Here is a 17,262-nt window from a genome sequence, read left to right on the forward strand (position 1 = left end):
ACAGGACCTCCGAGGGAATCGGAAGGTTGTACGTCCGGGTCAGAACAGGGTCGTGGGGTACGTCCCGAGGGGCTCCGGGCTGTACACCTCGCGCCGGGAGCTGAACGGCGCGCGCCAGTCGCCCGTGCCCACGTAGTAGGAGAGGGTCTCGAAGTTGCCGCCCATGACTCCCTGGGCGACGAGGTCCGGGCGGCCGTCCCTGTTGACGTCGCCGACGCCGACGAGGTCGGTGTAGCGGTCCCAGCCCGTGCCGATCCTGGTGCGCGGGGCGAAGGTGCCGTCGCCCTTGCCGAGGTACAGCCAGAGGACACCGGCGCGGTCGCGGGCGACGAGGTCGCCGGCGGGGCCTCCGGCGAGGTTGCCGACGGCGGAGATCTGGTTGTAGATCCCCCAGCCGCCGCCGATCTTCTTGCGGGCGGCGAAGGGTGCGGTTCCCTTGCCGGTGCCCTTGTACAGCCACAGGTCGCCGGCCTTGTCGGCGGCGAGGAGGTCGGAGCGGCCGTCGTTGGTGAGGTCGCTGCTGCCGCCGACGAGCTTGTCGTAGGTCTGCCAGCCGCCGCCGATCTTCGTACGGGGGGCGAAGGCGTGGCCGGTTCCGGAGTACAGCCAGAGGTCGCCGACCCGGTCGCGGCCGATGACGTCGGCGTACGGGGAGGCGTCCAGGTTGCCGGGGGCCGCGAGCCGGTCGTAGATGTTCCAGCCCTGGCCGATGACCGTGGGCGTCCGCTTGTAGCCCCAGCGGGTCTCGTAGAGGCTCTGGCGGGCGTCGTAGTTGAGCAGTCGGCCCGAGCCCGAGCCGTCCAGGACGAGGAGGTCCGCGAGACCGCTGTCGGAGAAGTCGTGCGGGGCGGGCTTGCCGGTGACCTTGAGGGTGCCGGTCCTGACCAGGTCGGGCCCGATGCCGTTGGACGGGCGGGCGGTCATCTTCCAGGTGTAGTCGCCGTTGGAGGCGGCGGAGTGGTCGTCGAACATGCCGGTCCAGCGCACCCCGGAAAGGGAGCCGTCGCGTTCCGTGAAGCCGAGGTCGGAGGTCCAGCGCTTCCCGGACGCGGTGTGGGTGAGGACGACGCGGAACCGGTTGGGCTTGCTGAACTCCCAGAAGAAGCCCGGCTCGTCGCCGCGCGCGAGGTCGGCCGCGGTGGGGAGGGGAGCGGTCGCGTGCTCCTTGGCGCCGAGCACGACGGTCTCGCCCGTGCTCGCCACCTGCGTGGCGGCCGGGGTGCCGTCCTCGCCGGGGGCGATCCGGAAGAGGCCGTCACCCTGGGCGATCGACCCGCCCTGGACCAGGGCCGCGCCGCCGGGCTCGCTCCGGGAGCTGATCACGTGGTCGAGGAGCTTGACGGTCCTGCCGCTCGTGAGGGACTGGGCCGTCAGCGCGTAGTACGGGTCGGGCGTGAGGGCCGCGGCCCCGCCGGTCACGGCGTACATCACCCAGTCGCCGAGCAGGCGGACGGTGAGCGGGGTCTTGGTCCCGAGGGGGATGCGCTGGACCGCGGCCTCGCCCCACCGGGCCACCACCAGGTCCACGGTGCCGGTGGACGACTTCTCCGTCCAGGCCACGTGGGTGGCGGTCGTGCTGACGCTGGACAGCGCGCGCCAGGTGTAGCCCGGGCCGGCCAGCACCTCGTCGTACGCCTTCGGGACGGCTCGGTCCTCGGTGATCGCGGCGGTCGCGACGTCCACGCGGGCCACGTGCTTCGCGGACACCCCGCCGACCGTGCCGGTGTAGAACAGGTTCAGGGTGCCGGGCGAGTCCGCGAACGCGTGGTGGATCACGGTGTCCCTGGGCAGCCCGTTCACCCGGCGGTCCACGACGGTGCCCGCGGGCTTGCCGACGAGGTGGAGAGAGGTTCCCTCGCCGGCGTCGGTGACCTTCATGACGACCGTGGCGCCGGCCAGTCCGACGAACTCGGCGGACGTGCCCAGGAAGGCGGTGTCGATCACCACGGGGTCGGCGCCGGTGGCCATGTCGTACAGCTTGTACGTGGCCCCCTCCCGCTTCGCGATCATGTCGGTCTGCTGGCCGCCCTGGTAGTCACCGGTGGGCAGCACGGTCGTGGCGCCGTCCTCGTACCGCGTCCAGCGGAAGGTCCCGTCCGAGGGCAGCCGCGTCAGGAAGCCCGACGTGCCGTTGCCCCGGATCCGGGAGCCCGGCGGCAGCTCCGCCGTGACCTGCTGTGTGTCCCCGGCCGCCGTCACGGCCCCCGTCGTCGCCACGGCCGCCGGTACGGCCGTGAGCGTGCCCACGGTGACGGCGGCTACGAGGGTCGCAGCGGCGGCGATGCGGTGCCGGGACGCATGTGCTCTGGACAAAGCGGTGTTTCCTCCCTTGGAGGTGTGGGCGCGGCGAGATCGCCACGCCCACATGACTCACGGACCGTTCGAAGGGTTGTGCGTCGCGATCAGAAGAGTTCGGTCACGCCGTCGCCCAGACCGGGGTTGTACAGCGCCCGGCGGGACGCGAACGGGGCCTGCCAGTCGCCCGTGCCCTTGTACACGTAGAGGTCGCTGTGGGAGTCGTCGTACGCGACGAGGTCGTTCCTGCCGTCGCGGTCGGTGTCGCCGACACCGACGAGGCTGGAGTACTGGCTCCAGCCGCTGCCGATCTTCGTGCGGGACGCGAAGGTGCCGTCGCCCTTGCCGAGGTAGAGCCAGAGGACCCCGGAGGTGTCGCGGGCGACGAGGTCCCCGGCGGCCGCTCCGGCGAGGTCGCCGACGGCCGTGAGCTGGTTGTAGATGCCCCAGCCGGCGCCGATCTGCACACGCGCCTCGAAGGGCTTCACGGCGTCGCCCGTGGCCTTGTAGAGCCACAGCACGCCGCTGGTGTCGGTGGCGAGGAGGTCCGGGCGGCCGTCGCCCGTGAGGTCGGAGCCGGCGGTGAGCTTGGTGTAGATCTGCCAGCCGCTGCCGATCTTCGTCCGGGGACCGAGGCCCTTGCCGTTGCCCTGGTGCAGCCAGAGCACACCCGTCGTGTCGCGGGTGACGACGTCCCCGGCGGTCGTGCCGGCGATGTCGCCGGTGGCCGTGATCCGGTCGTACGCGTACCAGCCCGTCCCGAGGTCCACCGGGTCCGGCTTTTGGGTCGGGGAGGAGCCCTCGATCTGCCGCAGGTCGTACGAGCGCAGCCGGCCCGCCCCGTCCCGGGAGAGCACGTCCGGCGAGCCGTTGTCGTCGAAGTCGTGCGGCCTCGGCGCGCGGGTGAGGGTGAAGGTGCCGGTGCGGACGACGTCCGGGCCGATGCCGTTGGCGGGCTTCGCCGTCATCGTCCAGGTGTAGTCGCCGTTGTACGCCGGGAGGCCGTTGGAGAACGTGCCGTCCCAGGTGAACGGGAAGTCGGTCAGCCCCGCGTGCGGGTCGGTGTAGGCCTCGCCCCCCGTCAGGCCGGAGGCGGTGTGGGTGAAGACCAGGCTCACGGTCGTGTTGGACCGGCTGAGCGTCCACGAGGCGTTCAGCGCACCGCCGTTGTGGTCGAAGTCGACGACGCCGCTCGGCGGCAGGGTCTCCTTCTCCACCGTGAGCGCGGTGGGCCGCCCGGTGCCCGCCACCAGGGTCGCGACGGGCGTGCCGTCGGCGCCGGGGGCGACGCGGTAGAGGCCCTCGCCGTGCTCGACCGTACCGCCGAGGGCGAGCAGGCCGCCGTCGGCGCCGACGGTGCCGGACTGGACGTGGTCGAGGAGCTTGACCGTCTCGCCGGTGTTCAGGGAACGGGCGGTGAGGGCGTGCAGGGCGAGGGGGAGGGTGGCCGTGCCGCCGCCGTCCCGGTCGTACGTCACCCAGTCGCCGACCGCCCCGAGGCGGATCAGCTCCGTGTCGGTGCGGTCGTCCAGCAGCGTCCGCTCGACCGTCGTCCCGTCCCGGCGGGCCACGGCGAGGAACGACTTGGCCTCGACGGGCCTCTCGGTCCAGGCCACGTGGGTCGGGGAGACGACGACGGAGGCGATGACGGTGGCCACCGGGACGTCGTGCGTGTCGGTGATCGCGCCGGTGGCGAGGTCCACCACGCCCAGGGTGCGGACATTGCTCATGCTGCGGACGTACTGAAGTGCGAGGGTGCCGGGCCCGTTGCTGTAGCTCAGCAGGGGGCGGGCGCCCTCGGGCAGGACGATCTCGTGGTCGACGGCGTGGCCGTCCTCCTCGGAGACGAGGTGGAACTCCATGCCGTCGGGCGTGCTCTTCCTCATGACGAGCGTGGAGCCGACGACCCTGACGAAGCTGTACGGGGTGGCCGCGGTGTTGAAGGCCGAGGTGTCGATCACGACGGGTTCCGAAGCCCCGCTCATGTCGGTGAGCGTGTACACGCTCCCGTTCTGCGTGGCGACGGTGTCCGTGCCCGGGACTCCCCAGCGCTCGCCTGCGGGAAGCGTGGTCGTGACGCCGTCCGAGAAGCGCGTCCAGCGGTGGACGGTGCTCGCCCCCTCGGTGACGCTCAGCACGCCGGTACGGCCGGAGCTCAACAGCTGCGAGCCGGCCGGGATCGTCAGCGTGTCCTGGCTGTCCGAGACCGCCGTGAGCGCCGGGGCCGGGGCTGTCGGCCCGGTGGCGAAGGCAGGGGCCGCGAGCCCGGTGACGGCGGTGACGGCGAGGACGGCCGTGACGGCCGCCACCAGCCGTGTCCGGCCGGTGTGTACATGCAGCAAGGACACTTCTCCCCCAGCGGAGCGGGTGTGACGGATGTTCCGTCACACCCTCACCGATCATCGAGGGAGCCGAAAGGCCGGAGGTCGGCACCTTGGGGCCCGGAACATTGCCGGAGCCGAACCCCCTCGGCTAGGAGACCGAGTTGAACTTCGTTCCCTCGCCCGCGTACAGGTTCGTCGTCAGGCGCGCGAACGGCGCCGTCGCCGAGCCCGTCGACCGGTAGACGTACGTGCCGCCGGCGCCGTACGCGATCAGGTCCGGGCGGCCGTCGGCGTTCACGTCGCCCGCGCCGACGAGCTGGGAGAAGGCGCCCCAGCCGGAGCCGACCTTCACCCGGGTGGAGAAGCCGCCGGTGCCGTTGCCCTGGTAGAGCCACAGGACGCCGGAGGTGTCACGGGCGACCAGGTCACCGGCGGACGAGCCGGCGATGTTGCCGACGGCCGTGATCTGGTTGTAGACGCCCCAGCCGGAGCCGACCTTGACGCGGGTCGCGAAGGGGGCGAGGTCGTCGCCGGTGCCCTTGTAGAACCACAGCACGCCCGAGGCGTCGGTGGCGAGGAGGTCGGCGCGGCCGTCGCCGTTGAGGTCCGAGCCGCCCGCGAGCTTGGTGTAGCCGCCCCAGCCGCCGCCGACCTTGATGCGCGGGGTGAAGGTGCCGTCCCTCTTGCCGATGTACTGCCAGAGGACACCGGAACCGTCGAGGGCGATGAGGTCGCCGTAAGGAAGGCCGGCGATGTCGCCGACGGCCTCGATCTGCTTGTACGTGTTCCAGCCCGGGCCGACCTTCGTACGGCGGGCGGTGTTGATCTGGCTGCCCACGGGCCAGTCGAACAGGTCGTCGCGCCACAGCACACCGGAGGCGTCCCGGGCGAAGACGTCGGTGGAGCCGTTGTCGTCGAAGTCGTGCGGGTTGGTCGTCCGCGTGACCCGGAAGGCGCCCTGGGCGGTCGCCGGGCCGCCGACGCCGTCGGTCGGGGTGGCGGTGATCTTCCAGGTGTAGTCGCCGTTCGGCGCGCTGGTGTTGTCCAGGATGCCGCCCCACGCGTAGGTGTACCGGTTGCCGGAGACGGACGTCAGGCGCTGGACGAGCTTCTTGCCGGTGGTCTGGTGCGTGAGCGTGAGGTCGACGGTGGCGTTGCCGCGCGACAGCGTCCACTCCATCGGGACCGTGGTGCCCGGCTTCTCCAGGTTCACCGTCGACAGGACCTTCGAGTCGGTCACCTGGATGGCCAGGACCCGGCCGGTGGAGGTCTCCAGGGCGACCGTCGGGCGCGTGCCGCCCGAGCCGGAGATCCGGAAGACTCCGTCGCCGTCGGCGCCGAAGCCGCGCACGAGCAGGGTGCCGTCGGGGGCGTGGGCCACGCTGGAGAAGTTGTCCAGGAGCTTGTACGGCTGGGCGCCCGCGTCGGTGAGGCTCCGCGCGTACAGCGGGCTGGGGTTCTCGGCGGTGGCGGTGCCCGGGACGCCGTACAGGATCGTGTCGCCGACGATGCCCGCGACGACGGCGCCGGTCATGGCGCCGGTCAGAGGGATGCGCGTGACCGTGGTGGTGCCGAGCTTCTCCGCTCTGATCTCCAGGCCGCCCTCCGGGGCCGAGTGGACCCACGCCTGCCAGTCGGCGGTGAGGGCGCCGGTCGAGGACTGGGACCACTGGGCGGTGCCGGTGCTGCCGCCCCAGTCGACGACGGAGTTGTTGAAGGCGCCCGTGGTCGCCCTCCACCACGCGGGCTTGAGGCCCGATGTGTCCTGCACCATCTCGGTGCCCAGGACGACCATGTTCGTTCCGTCGGTGGCGACGACCTTGAAGTCCACGTTGCGGGCGCGGGACGACAGCTTCGTCTTCTGGACGACACCGTTGACCTGGGTCAGCTTCCACAGGTCGCGGTAGTTCTCGGTGCCGCTCGGGACGCTCACGAAGAGGCTGTCGCGGACGATGCCGACCAGCTGGGCGCCGGGACCGAGCACGCCGATGTTGAGGTTGGCGTACGTCGTGGTCGCCGGGTTGTACGCGGTGAACATGCTGCCGTCGCCCGTCAGCATGTAGTCGGAGGTGGAGTCGTAGGCCTTCGGCCCGGACAGCGTCGTCACCGTGCCGTCGGTGTGGTGCCACTCCAGCGCGGTGGTGCCGTTCTCGTCCGTGCAGGTCGTGACGTAGCCGTAGGCGCCGGTGGAGACGACCTCGGCGCCGACGGGCAGCAGGCCGGCGGCGGTCGGCGCGCACCGGCCCTCGGCGGTGGTGGCGGCGAAGGCCGACGCGGTGACGAGGGTCCCCGTCACGGCGGTGACCGTGGAGAGGGTGAGGAGCGCCGCGGCCAGACGGCGGCCGGATATACGGGCGTGCTTCATGTGCGCCTTCCTGGAAAGACCGGTCAGAAGATCGAGTTGAACTGGGCGGCGCCGGAGTGCACGTCCGTGAACACGCCCGGCTTGAAGGGGGCCGTCGCGACCCCGGTGCCCGAGTAGAGGCGGAAGCCGGAGGGACCGGCGGCGTAGAGGTCGGCCCGGCCGTCGCGGTCGGCGTCGCCGACGCCCACGAGGTGGGTGAAGCCGCCCCAGCCGGAACCGACCTTCACACGCGTGGTGAAGCCGCCGCTGCCGTTGCCCTGGTAGAGCCAGAGGACGCCGGAGGTGTCGCGGGCGACGAGGTCGCCGGCGGCCGTACCGGCGAGGTTGCCGGTGGCGGTGATCTGGTTGTAGATGCCCCAGCCGCCGCCGACCTTCACGCGTGCCGCGAAGGGCGCGGTCGTACTGCCGGTGCCCTTGTAGAACCACAGCGCGCCGGTCGTGTCGGTGGCGAGGAGGTCCGAGCGGCCGTCGCCGTTGAGGTCGGAGCCGCCGGTGAGCTGCTTGTACGTGTTCCAGCCGGAACCGACCTTCACGCGCGTGGCGAAGCCGCCGTTCCCGTTGCCCTGGTACAGCCACAGGACGCCCGAGGCGTCCCGGGCGAGGAGGTCGGGGGCCGCGCCGCCCGCGACGTTGCCGACGGCCTCCAGCTGGTTGTAGATCCCCCAGCCGGTGCCGATCGCGTACCGCCCGGTCGAGGAGACCTCTCCCGCCGGGGTGACGACGGTGTCGTCCCGCCACAGCTTGCCGGAGGCGTCCCGGGCGAGGAGGTCCGGGCTCGTGTTGGACGTGTAGTCGTGCGGGCCGGTCTTGCGGGCGACCTTGAAGGTGCCGGTCTGCTTGAGGTTGGGGCCGATGTTGTTGAGCGGCCTGGCGCTGAGCTCCCACGTGTACTCGCCGGCCGGGGCGTAGTCGCCGAGGTCGCCGAGGTTCTCGGCGGTCATGCCGTCCCAGCCGATGGCGAGCACGCCGTTGACCGGAGCGTTCACGTAGGCGTTGAACGGGAACACGGCCTTCCGTCCCGTCGCCTTGTGCCGCAGCGTCACCGAGCCCTCGACGGTGTTGCGGGACAGGGTCCAGCTGAGCTTCGCGGGCTCGGTGAGGGCGTCGAAGTCGACGGTCGCGGGGACGTCCGTCCCGAGGAGGGTGAGTGCGGTGGGCTGCCCGGTGCTGGCGACGAGCGTGGCGGCCGGCCTGCCGGTGGCCGGGTCCGGGGCGATCCGGTAGATGCCCTCGCCGTGGGCGACCGAGCCGCCGCGGACGAGGAGGCTGCCGTCGGGCGCGGAGACCGAGGACGTGGCGTGGTCGAGCAGCTTGATCTTGTTGTCGGGGTTGTGGGAGTCGACGGCGGTGAGCGCGTCGTACGGGGTGGGGTACTGGGTGGTGCCGCCCTGCGTCAGCCCGTACGTCACCCAGGAGCCGACGAGGCCGATGTGCATGCTGTTGAAGTTCCAGCTGCCCGAGGTGAGTTCGGCGAGGTCGGTGACCGGGCCGGGGGCCTCTCCGCCGCGCTCGGCGTAAAGGATCCGGGCGGCGTACGGGTCCGTCGTCTCGCCCCCGACCCCGCCCTCGCCCCCGACCCAGGCGAAGGAGGTGGCGCTGGCCGCGAAGTCCCTGGCGCCGGCCTCGCGCTTCTCGACGACCTGGGCGGTGGTGACGTCCACGACGGCGAGGAAGCCGGTGGCGGAGCCGCCGTTGTCGACCGTGTACCGGACGAGGGCGGTCGTCGGCGAGACCGTCTCGGCCCGCCAGACCTGGGCGTCGGCGGGGAACCCGGCCACCTTGCGGTCGGAGTCCGCGTACACGCCCTCGCTCCGGAGCCGGACCTCGCCGGTCTTGGACGTGAAGTCGTACGAAGAGAAGAGCAGCGTCCGGCCGATGACCGTCCGCAGCCGTTGGCGGGTGTCGGGCTGCTCGATGACGGTGGTGGCGCCGCTCGGGTCCGACATGTCCCGGAGCAGGTACTGGGGGCGCGTGGGCACCCGGGTGACGACCGTGTCGGAGTGGCCCGCGAGGTACTCGGACTGCTGGTCCAGGGTCGTGGTGGTGCGGTCGACGGTGCTCGTCCAGCGGTAGACCTCCCGGCCGTGCTGGTTCTCGACGGTCAGGAAGCCGGAGGGGCCGGAGCCGACGATCCGGCTCGTCTGCGGGATGGAGATAGCGCCGTCGAGGGCGTCCGCCGGGCCCTGGACGGAGGTGGAGGCGGAGGCGGACGCGAGGGCGGCCGGACCGGCCGCGAGGGTGCCGGCGGTGACGGCGAGGACGGCGGTCACGGCCGCGGCGAGACGACGGGCTGACGAACAACGGTGCTGCACGGTGTGATTCCCCCCAGGACAACCGGGCGTGGCGATCGCCACGCCCGGTTGGACTCATGATCGTCCGTGGGGGTTGTACGCGTATGCCGAACAGATGATCCCGTCATGCGAACGGGGCGTTCACGGGTCGTTCAGGAGCTTTCCCGCCGCTCCACCACACCCCGCGCGTACGCCGCCTGCCCCGCGTGCTGGAGGTCGTCCGCGATCACCGACACCAGTCGGACGCCGAGGGTGACCGGCGGGTCCCAGCGGGTGTCGACGATCCGGTCCAGGTCCGCGTTCGTGACCCCACGGATCAGCTCCTCGGTACGGGCGTGCACGGCGTCGTGGTAACCGAGCAGCAGCTCCGCCGGGGCGCGGACGGCGTCGACCTGCGCCCTCGTCATCCCGTAGCCGGTGGCGCCCTTCGGGAAGGGCAGCCCGAAGCGGTCCGCCCAGCCGTCCGAGGTCCACAGCTGATCCGTGTCGAAGGCGTCCGCGAGGTGGTCGTCCTGGACGCGGGTGAGGTGCCAGACGAGCCAGGCGACCGAATTGGCGTCGGGATCGATCCGTACGGTGAGCTCCTCGTCCGTGAGGCCCTCCACGGCCTCGTGGACGACCTCACGGATCCGGCCGAACGAGTCGAGCAACAGACCGGCGCTGTTCATGGGGGCTCCTCGGGGTCGGGGGACCTGCGCATCGAGCTAAGGACGCCGTGCCCTCCACCGCTCCACCGCGGCCTCCACGTCGAAGGGCCTCAGGTTCAGCGGGGGACCGGCCGGCGGGCGGGCGAGGGCTTCGGCGATCCTGGTGTTGATCTCCCCGAGGATGCGGCGCACCTGGTGCTCCGAGACGGCCGCGGCGACCGCCGCCTCCGCGTCCTCGGCCGCCTTGCGCAGGGCGAGGGAGGGCGGCAGGACGGACGCGCCCTCGCGGTGCATCTTCCCCTTGATCCACCACAGCTCGTCGTACGGCGCCGAGTCGTCGGGGAGGGGCTTGCCGAAGCCGGACAGGCCCCGGAACTCGCCGCGCTCCGCGGCCTCGCGGATCTGTTTGTCGACGAACGACTCGAAGCTGACTCCGGGCGGCTTGCGTTCGGTCATGTGTCCAGACTACGTAACCGCCGCGGTACGGGTGTGGTTCTCGCGGGCTACTGCGACCCGCGATCTTCCGGCACTCTGTGGTCCGTTCAACGCGCGTCGACCCATGTCCCATCCCCCTTCACCGGAGGACGCATGCGTGCACGGATCACCCCCCTCGGCACCCTCCTCGCGCTCGTCGCGGGCCTGCTCACCGCGCTCGTCACCGCCGGCCCCGCCCAGGCCGCGCCGCTCTTCAAGGCGCCGTTCCCCTGCGGGCAGACCTGGACCTACAGCCACCACTCGGCCGAGGTCCGCCAGGCGCTCGACTTCGTCCGTTCGGACGGCGGCACCACGGCCGGCACCCCGGTCCTCGCCTCGGCGTCCGGCACCGCCTACCGCTACGACCAGCCCACCGGCGCGGGCCAGTACATCGTGATCGACCACGGCGGCGGCTGGAAGACGTACTACTTCCACCTCAGCGCCTACTCCGTCGCCGACGGCGCCCAGGTCTCCCAGGGCCGGCAGATCGGCGTCACCGGCTCGACGGGCAACAGCTCCGGCGCCCACATCCACTACGAGCAGCTCTACAACGGCGTCGGCCAGACCATCGTGATCAACGGCGTCTCCCTCGCCCCCTACCCCTCCTCCTACGGCTCCAAGTCCCTGACCAGCGACAACGGCTGCTCGGGCGGGGGAGGCGGAAAGTACTGGGTCGACACCTTCGCCAACGCCACCGGCTACGCCCAGGCGAACACGAACGACCCGCAGGGCGTGCTGAACGCGGGCACGAACTACGTGTACTGCAAGGTCTGGGGCGCGGAGGTCCGCGACGGCTCCGGGAACTACAACCACTGGTGGCTGCGGACCGACCTCGACACCGTCTACGCCGGCAAGAACGGCTACGGGGCGTACGTGTCCGCGTACTACCTGTCCCGCTGGGGCAACGACGAGGCCCGCGACAACAACGGGACCGTGATCCCGAACTGCTGACCGTCCCGAACCGCTGACCGTCCCGGAAAAGAGCCCGTCCCGGAAAGGGCCCGTCGGAAAAGGGCCCGTCCCGGAAAAGGGCAGGAGCCCCGCTCGTGCCGTGAGGCACGGAGCGGGGCTCCTTGGGTACTGCTCTAGTCGTACGTGATCGCCGACCCGGGCAACTTAGGCCGGGGAGACGTTCTCCGCCTGCGGGCCCTTCGGGCCCTGCGTGACGTCGAAGGTCACGACCTGGTTCTCCTCGAGCGAGCGGAAGCCGTTCGCGTTGATCGCGGAGTAGTGGACGAAGACATCCGGGCCGCCGCCGTCCTGGGCGATGAAGCCGAAGCCCTTTTCAGCGTTGAACCACTTCACGGTTCCGGTAGCCATGAGCCCTCCTATGGGCCAAAGGGTCGCCCTGCTCCAGAACCTGCAAACAAGTCTGAAAACTACAAAAGCCTGCGGGTCACATGCTCCGCAGGCTCTGTACTGCAAGGGAAACCAAACTGCAACTTGCGTTGAGCCTAGCACGCAGGACGCTCGGGACGGTAGAGGGAAAGATCACGTCACCCGCATGTTTGATTCCGTTCCGTGTGCTGACGCGCGTGCCCCGCCGATGCCCACACTGCGAGACGGGTCTAGCCTCGCGATGTGGACAAAGCAACCGACGACCAGCAGCGCAGCCGGCCCCGCGTCGGACACATCCAGTTCCTCAACTGCCTCCCCCTCTACTGGGGCCTGGCCAGGACCGGAACGCTCCTCGATCTCGAGCTCACCAAGGACACCCCGGAAAAGCTCAGCGAGCGGCTCGTCCGGGGCGATCTCGACATCGGGCCCATCACCCTCGTCGAGTACCTCCGCAACGCGGACGACCTGGTCGCGCTCCCCGACATCGCCGTCGGCTGCGACGGGCCCGTCATGTCCTGCGTGATCGTCTCCCAGCGGCCCCTGGCGGAGCTCGACCGCGCGCGCGTGGCCCTCGGCTCCACCTCCCGCACCTCGGTGCGCCTCGCCCAGCTGCTCCTGGCCGAGCAGTACGGGGTCAGGCCCGACTACTACGCCTGCCCGCCGGACCTCGGCCTGATGATGCAGGAGGCGGAGGCCGCCGTCCTGATCGGCGACGCCGCGCTCCGGGCCTCCTTGCACGACGCGCCCCGGCTCGGCCTCCAGGTCCACGACCTGGGGCTGATGTGGAAGGAGTGGACGGGCCTGCCGTTCGTCTTCGCCGTGTGGGCGGCCCGCAAGGACTTCCTGGCGCGCGAGCCGGAGACCGTCCACGAGGTGCACCAGGCGTTCCTGGCCTCCCGCGACCTCTCCCTCGAAGAGGTCGCCAAGGTCGCCGAGCAGGCCGCCCGCTGGGAGACCTTCGACGCCGAACTCCTGGAGCGGTACTTCCGCACGCTCGACTTCCGATTCGGCCCCGAGCAGCTCGCCGGCGTACGGGAGTTCGCCCGCCGCACCGGCCCCACGACCGGCTTCCCGGCGGACGTCGCGGTGGAACTCCTGCCGCCCCCGGTGCGATAAGCGGCGGAGCCGCGCGGAATGGTGCGGGAAAGGAATACCGGTGGGCCCTCCCGCGCGTCGGGCGGGCCTTTCCGGACGCCACCGGGAAGGCGCTACGGGAGGCACCGAGGGAAGGCGTCACGGGAAGGCGCCACCGGGGAATGCGCGCGCTCTCCCGGGCGCCGGTAATCGGCCGCCCGCGACACACCCGGAATTCACCGGATATTCGCCGGACCCCCGCGTGTCTCGCGCCGTTCTCCCACCCGCCGCTCACCCTCCCAGGACTCCGGCGGCCGCCGACCCGCACCCTGCGGAAGCCGCCGGGAGCCCTGGCGTAGGCTGGTTCGGTCGATCAGAACCCCTCCGAAAGGGACGCACCCGGTGACCGAGAAGGCCGAACTCCAGTCTGTTCTCGACCGCGCCGCCGCGGGTGGCCGGATCACCCCCGAGGAGGCGCTCGACCTCTACCGCTCGGCGCCCCTGCACGCGCTGGGCGCCGCCGCCGACGCGGTGCGCCGCCGCCGGTACGCGGGGGCCGAGCACATCGCGACGTACATCATCGAGCGGAACATCAACTACACGAACGTCTGCGTGACGGCGTGCAAGTTCTGCGCCTTCTACGCCGCCCCGAAGGACACCGAGAAGGGCTGGACCCGCGACCTCGACGACATCCTGCGCCGCTGCGCGGAGACCGTGGAGCTCGGCGGCACCCAGATCATGTTCCAGGGCGGCCACCACCCGGACTACGGCGTCGAGTACTACGAGAAGCACTTCGCCGCCATCAAGGCCGAGTTCCCGCAGCTGGTCATCCACTCCCTCGGTGCCTCCGAGGTCGAGCACATGGCCCGCATCTCCAAGGTCTCCGTCGAGGAGGCCATCACCCGCATCCACGCCGCAGGACTCGACTCCTTCGCCGGTGCCGGCGCCGAGCTGCTCCCCGAGCGCCCCCGCAAGGTCATCGCGCCCCTGAAGGAGTCCGGCGAGCGCTGGCTGGAGATCATGGAGATCGCCCACAAGCTGGGCGTCGAGTCCACCTCCACCATGCTGATGGGCACCGGCGAGACCAACGCCGAGCGGATCGAGCACCTGCGCATGATCCGTGACGTGCAGGACCGGACGGGCGGCTTCCGGGCCTTCATCCCGTACACGTACCAGCCCGAGAACAACCACCTCAAGGGCCGCACGCAGGCCACGCTCTTCGAGTACCTGCGCATGATCGCGATCGCCCGCCTCTTCCTCGACAACGTCGCCCACATCCAGGGCTCGTGGCTGACCACCGGCAAGGAGGTCGGCCAGCTCTCCCTGCACTACGGCGCCGACGACCTGGGCTCGATCATGCTGGAGGAGAACGTCGTCTCCTCCGCCGGTGCCAAGCACCGCTCCAACCGCCTGGAGATCATCGACCTCATCCGCAAGGCGGGCCGCGTCCCGGCGCAGCGCGCCACCACGTACGAGCACCTCGTCGTCCACGACGACCCGGCGAACGACCCGGTCGACGAGCGCGTCGCCTCGCACATCTCCTCGATCGCGATCGAGGGCGGCACGGCGCACCCGGAGCTGAAGCTCCTCGACGCCAACTGATGCTCACGCTCCACGTCGCCGAGGCGACGCCCGAGACCGCCGTCCTCGTCGACGGCGGCCTCGTCGCGGCCGTCGGCCCGTACGAGGACCTGGCCGCCGTACGCCCCGAGGCGCGGGTCCGTCAGTGGCCGGGCATCCTCACGCCCGGCCTCCTCAACCCGTACGCGCCCGAGATCCTCGAAGGCATGTACCACCCGGACCCCCGCGAGGCCGAGGCCTTCGGCACCGAGCCGATCACCGGCGAGCGGGCGCAGCGGATCTTCCGTATGGACGCCTCACGCCGGGGCGCCTCGGCGCGCCGAGGCGTGCAGCGCCTCCTCGCCCACGGCACGGTCGCGGTCGCGGGCGAACTCCACGTCCAGGCGGCGGCGGACGCCGTACGGAGGGCCGGCCTGGCGGTGGGCCGCCGCCCGGAGAAGCTCCCGGGCACCCCCTCCTTCTCGCCGACCCCCCTCATCCTCCTCCCGGCCCTCCAGCCGGGCGCCCCGGCCCGCTTCGCCGTCTTCGACGTCCCGGACCGGGCGTCCCTGGTCCGCCTGGGCGCGTCAACCTGTGTCGCCACCGTGATCGCCGGCCGCCTGGTCCACCGCGCCCGCTGAGCCGTCCTGGAACCAGTGCAGGTCCGGCCCGCCCCAGGGCTCCTCCCGCTCCTCCACCGGGCGCGCGTCCGCGTCCTTCACCAGCGCGAGGAAGCGCGGGTCCGCGGCCACGGCGGAGAAGTCGCGTGCCTTCAGCGGCGCCGCCGCCGTCCCGGCCTTCCCCGACGTCCCCGCGTACACGGAGAGCTCGACCCGGCTCGTGCGGTACCGGTACTGCACGGACGTCTTGTCCGGCCACTCGCTGATCGAACCGGTCCTCAGCCGCGTGTCCTTCGCACAGTCCTCGCAGTCCCGGAGGACGGGGGACCGCCGCACCGAGAACACCAGGGGGTAGGTCTCGCCGTCCACCGTGATCCAGTACCCGGCCACCTCGTCCCGCACCGGGCGGACGGCGGTGACCTTCGCGGGCAGCAGCTCGTCGAGCAGAGCCGCCGCCTTCCGCTGGTGCTCCGCGACGCGCTCCCGCTCGGCATCGGTCTCGGTGCCGGTGTGCGTCGCCACCCCGGTGACGTCCGCCCCCGGGCGCGGCAGCAGCGTGAGGCCGAGGACCCCCACCGCGAGCACACCGACCGCCGCCGCGCCGACCGCGAACCGGGCCCGGGCCCGCCGCCTGCGGCCCTCGCGCACCGCGAGCGGGGCGAGGTCGGGCAGCGGCGGCAGCCCGACCGTGGTCCGGTCCATGGCGTCGCGCAGCAGGACGCCGCTCTCGTCGTCTTCCACGGCTTCCACGTCTTCCAGGTGTTCCACGGTGGACCTCAGCTTTCCGTGTGTGAGAGCCCGGCGTCCGCCAGGCGTACGCGGAGTCGGGCGAGCGAGCGGGAGCACTGGCTCTTGACGGTGGCCTCGCTGCACCGCAGCAGCGAGGCCACGGAGGCCACGCTCTGGTCCTCCCAGTAGCGCAGCACGACCATCGCCCGAGCCCGGGGCGGGAGTTCGGCGAGCGCGCCGAGCAGGGTCACCCGCAGGTCGGCGTGGTCGGCGACCGGCGCCGGGGCCGTACCCCCGGTCCGGGTCAGGAGGAGCAGATCGCGCAGCCGGCGCCGCCGTTCGGACAGGAAGGTGCGGGTCAGCACCGTCTTGGCGTACGCGTACGGATGATCGGCGGCCCCCGCCCGCCGCCAGTACTGGTAGAGCTTGGCCAGCGTGGTCTGGGTCAGGTCGCGGGCGGTCTCGGGGTCGCCGCAGAGGAGGTACGCCGTGCGGTACAGCCGCGTCTGGGCGGCCCGGGCGAACTCCTCGAACCCGAGGCCCGCCCCGACGTCCGGCTCCGTCTCCATCTGCAACTCCATCGCCATCGCCATCGCACCCCTTCTCCCCTCGCGGTCGTGCTCGACCGTCCTTGAGCACGCCCGGCCCGGAAAGGTTGAAAGGAGTTCCGGGAAATCGGGAGATCGTGCCGCACGTGCCGCACGTGCCGTCCGGCGGGCCCGCGCGGGGCGGCCGGGCCCCGCCTGCCAGAATGGGCGGGTCCGCCCGTTCCCGACACTGCGAGGCCGAACGCCAGTGACCCGCGCATCCCTGGACAAGCAGCCGCACGAAGTCGCCACGATGTTCGACGACGTGGCGGAGAACTACGACCTCACCAACGACGTGCTCTCGCTCGGCCAGGACCGGCGCTGGCGCAAGGAGGTCGCGAAGGCGGTCGACGCCCGCCCCGCGCAGAAGATCCTCGACCTCGCCGCCGGCACGGCCACCTCCTCGCAGCCCTTCGCGCGCGCGGGGGCGTACGTCGTGCCGTGCGACTTCTCGCTCGGGATGCTGCGGGTCGGCAAGAAGAACCACCCGTGGATGCCGTTCACGGCGGGCGACGGCACGAAGCTGCCCTTCCGCGACGACGTGTTCGACGCCGTCACGATCTCCTTCGGGCTGCGGAACATCCAGGACACCGACCAGGCGCTGCGCGAGCTGTACCGGGTGACGAAGCCCGGCGGCCGGGTCGTCATCTGCGAGTTCTCGCACCCCACCTGGGCGCCGTTCCGCACGGTGTACGAGGAGTACCTGATGCGCGCGCTGCCGCCGGTGGCCCGCGCCGTGTCCTCCAACCCCGACGCGTACGTGTACCTCGCCGAGTCCATCCAGTCCTGGCCGGACCAGGAGACCCTGGCGGGCATGCTCCAGAAGGCCGGCTGGTCGAGGGTGGCCCACCGGAACCTGACGGGCGGCATCGTCGCCCTGCACCGCGGTTTCAAGGCGTAACCGGCCCTGCCGCACCGGGCGGCCCCCGCGGCCACCTCCGCCCATAAACTTTCCCCA

Annotated in this window: 14 protein-coding genes; 5 read left to right on the plus strand and 9 right to left on the minus strand. The window is 71.6% G+C overall.

Annotated elements, in window-relative coordinates; translation table 11 throughout:
- Positions 1 to 39: 39 nt before the first annotated feature.
- The 6 genes from SVTN_RS22195 to SVTN_RS22220 form a co-directional block, all read right to left on the minus strand.
- Complete coding sequence (locus SVTN_RS22195; protein WP_041130674.1) at positions 40 to 2,313, minus strand: FG-GAP repeat domain-containing protein; 2,274 nt, start codon at positions 2,311 to 2,313, stop codon at positions 40 to 42.
- Positions 2,314 to 2,402: 89 nt separating this feature from the next.
- A complete protein-coding gene (locus tag SVTN_RS45645; protein WP_052499255.1) occupies positions 2,403 to 4,637 on the minus strand; it encodes an FG-GAP repeat domain-containing protein in 2,235 nt (744 codons plus the stop codon).
- 130 nt (positions 4,638 to 4,767) lie between these two features.
- Positions 4,768 to 6,984 (minus strand): FG-GAP repeat domain-containing protein, encoded by a 2,217-nt coding sequence (locus SVTN_RS22205; RefSeq protein ID WP_041130675.1) that lies wholly within the window; start codon positions 6,982 to 6,984, stop codon positions 4,768 to 4,770.
- 23 nt (positions 6,985 to 7,007) lie between these two features.
- A complete protein-coding gene (locus SVTN_RS22210) occupies positions 7,008 to 9,254 on the minus strand; it encodes an FG-GAP-like repeat-containing protein (RefSeq protein ID WP_052499256.1) in 2,247 nt (748 codons plus the stop codon).
- A 173-nt stretch (positions 9,255 to 9,427) separates the two neighbouring features.
- On the minus strand, positions 9,428 to 9,943 hold the full coding sequence (locus SVTN_RS22215) for a mycothiol transferase (protein ID WP_041130676.1): 516 nt from the start codon (positions 9,941 to 9,943) through the stop codon (positions 9,428 to 9,430).
- Positions 9,944 to 9,979: 36 nt separating this feature from the next.
- The gene (locus SVTN_RS22220) at positions 9,980 to 10,378 is read right to left on the minus strand and encodes a DnaJ family domain-containing protein (protein WP_041130677.1); all 399 of its coding nucleotides are present in this window, start codon (positions 10,376 to 10,378) and stop codon (positions 9,980 to 9,982) included.
- A 132-nt stretch (positions 10,379 to 10,510) separates the two neighbouring features.
- On the opposite strand from SVTN_RS22220, the gene SVTN_RS22225 reads away from it, so the two are divergent.
- Positions 10,511 to 11,347: a M23 family metallopeptidase gene (locus SVTN_RS22225; protein ID WP_041130678.1), complete on the plus strand. Its 837-nt coding sequence runs from the start codon at positions 10,511 to 10,513 to the stop codon at positions 11,345 to 11,347.
- 165 nt (positions 11,348 to 11,512) lie between these two features.
- On the opposite strand, the gene SVTN_RS22230 is transcribed toward SVTN_RS22225, so the two are convergent.
- Complete coding sequence (locus SVTN_RS22230) at positions 11,513 to 11,716, minus strand: cold-shock protein (RefSeq protein ID WP_041130679.1); 204 nt, start codon at positions 11,714 to 11,716, stop codon at positions 11,513 to 11,515.
- A 261-nt stretch (positions 11,717 to 11,977) separates the two neighbouring features.
- Between SVTN_RS22230 and SVTN_RS22235 the strand changes: the two genes are divergently transcribed.
- The 3 genes from SVTN_RS22235 to SVTN_RS22245 all read left to right on the plus strand — a co-directional run bounded on the left by SVTN_RS22235 (position 11,978) and on the right by SVTN_RS22245 (position 15,009).
- On the plus strand, positions 11,978 to 12,850 hold the full coding sequence (locus tag SVTN_RS22235) for a menaquinone biosynthetic enzyme MqnA/MqnD family protein (RefSeq protein WP_041130680.1): 873 nt from the start codon (positions 11,978 to 11,980) through the stop codon (positions 12,848 to 12,850).
- Positions 12,851 to 13,210: 360 nt separating this feature from the next.
- Positions 13,211 to 14,410, plus strand: coding sequence for a cyclic dehypoxanthinyl futalosine synthase (gene mqnC, locus SVTN_RS22240; protein ID WP_041130681.1), 1,200 nt, complete (start codon positions 13,211 to 13,213; stop codon positions 14,408 to 14,410).
- Positions 14,410 to 15,009 (plus strand): imidazolonepropionase-like domain-containing protein, encoded by a 600-nt coding sequence (locus SVTN_RS22245; protein WP_041130682.1) that lies wholly within the window; start codon positions 14,410 to 14,412, stop codon positions 15,007 to 15,009. The genes mqnC and SVTN_RS22245 overlap by 1 nt, the downstream gene beginning before the upstream one ends.
- On the opposite strand, the gene SVTN_RS22250 is transcribed toward SVTN_RS22245, so the two are convergent.
- Together SVTN_RS22250 and SVTN_RS22255 are read right to left on the minus strand one after the other, a co-directional pair.
- Positions 14,956 to 15,756, minus strand: coding sequence for a hypothetical protein (locus tag SVTN_RS22250; RefSeq protein ID WP_041130683.1), 801 nt, complete (start codon positions 15,754 to 15,756; stop codon positions 14,956 to 14,958). The two genes, SVTN_RS22245 and SVTN_RS22250, sit on opposite strands and share 54 nt — an antisense overlap.
- Positions 15,757 to 15,764: 8 nt before the next feature.
- Positions 15,765 to 16,304: a SigE family RNA polymerase sigma factor gene (locus SVTN_RS22255; RefSeq protein ID WP_425429051.1), complete on the minus strand. Its 540-nt coding sequence runs from the start codon at positions 16,302 to 16,304 to the stop codon at positions 15,765 to 15,767.
- Between the two features lie 208 nt (positions 16,305 to 16,512).
- Between SVTN_RS22255 and SVTN_RS22260 the strand changes: the two genes are divergently transcribed.
- The gene (locus tag SVTN_RS22260) at positions 16,513 to 17,205 is read left to right on the plus strand and encodes a demethylmenaquinone methyltransferase (RefSeq protein WP_041130684.1); all 693 of its coding nucleotides are present in this window, start codon (positions 16,513 to 16,515) and stop codon (positions 17,203 to 17,205) included.
- Positions 17,206 to 17,262 lie beyond the last annotated feature (57 nt).

This window comes from Streptomyces vietnamensis, assembly GCF_000830005.1.
Classification (GTDB): domain Bacteria; phylum Actinomycetota; class Actinomycetes; order Streptomycetales; family Streptomycetaceae; genus Streptomyces; species Streptomyces vietnamensis.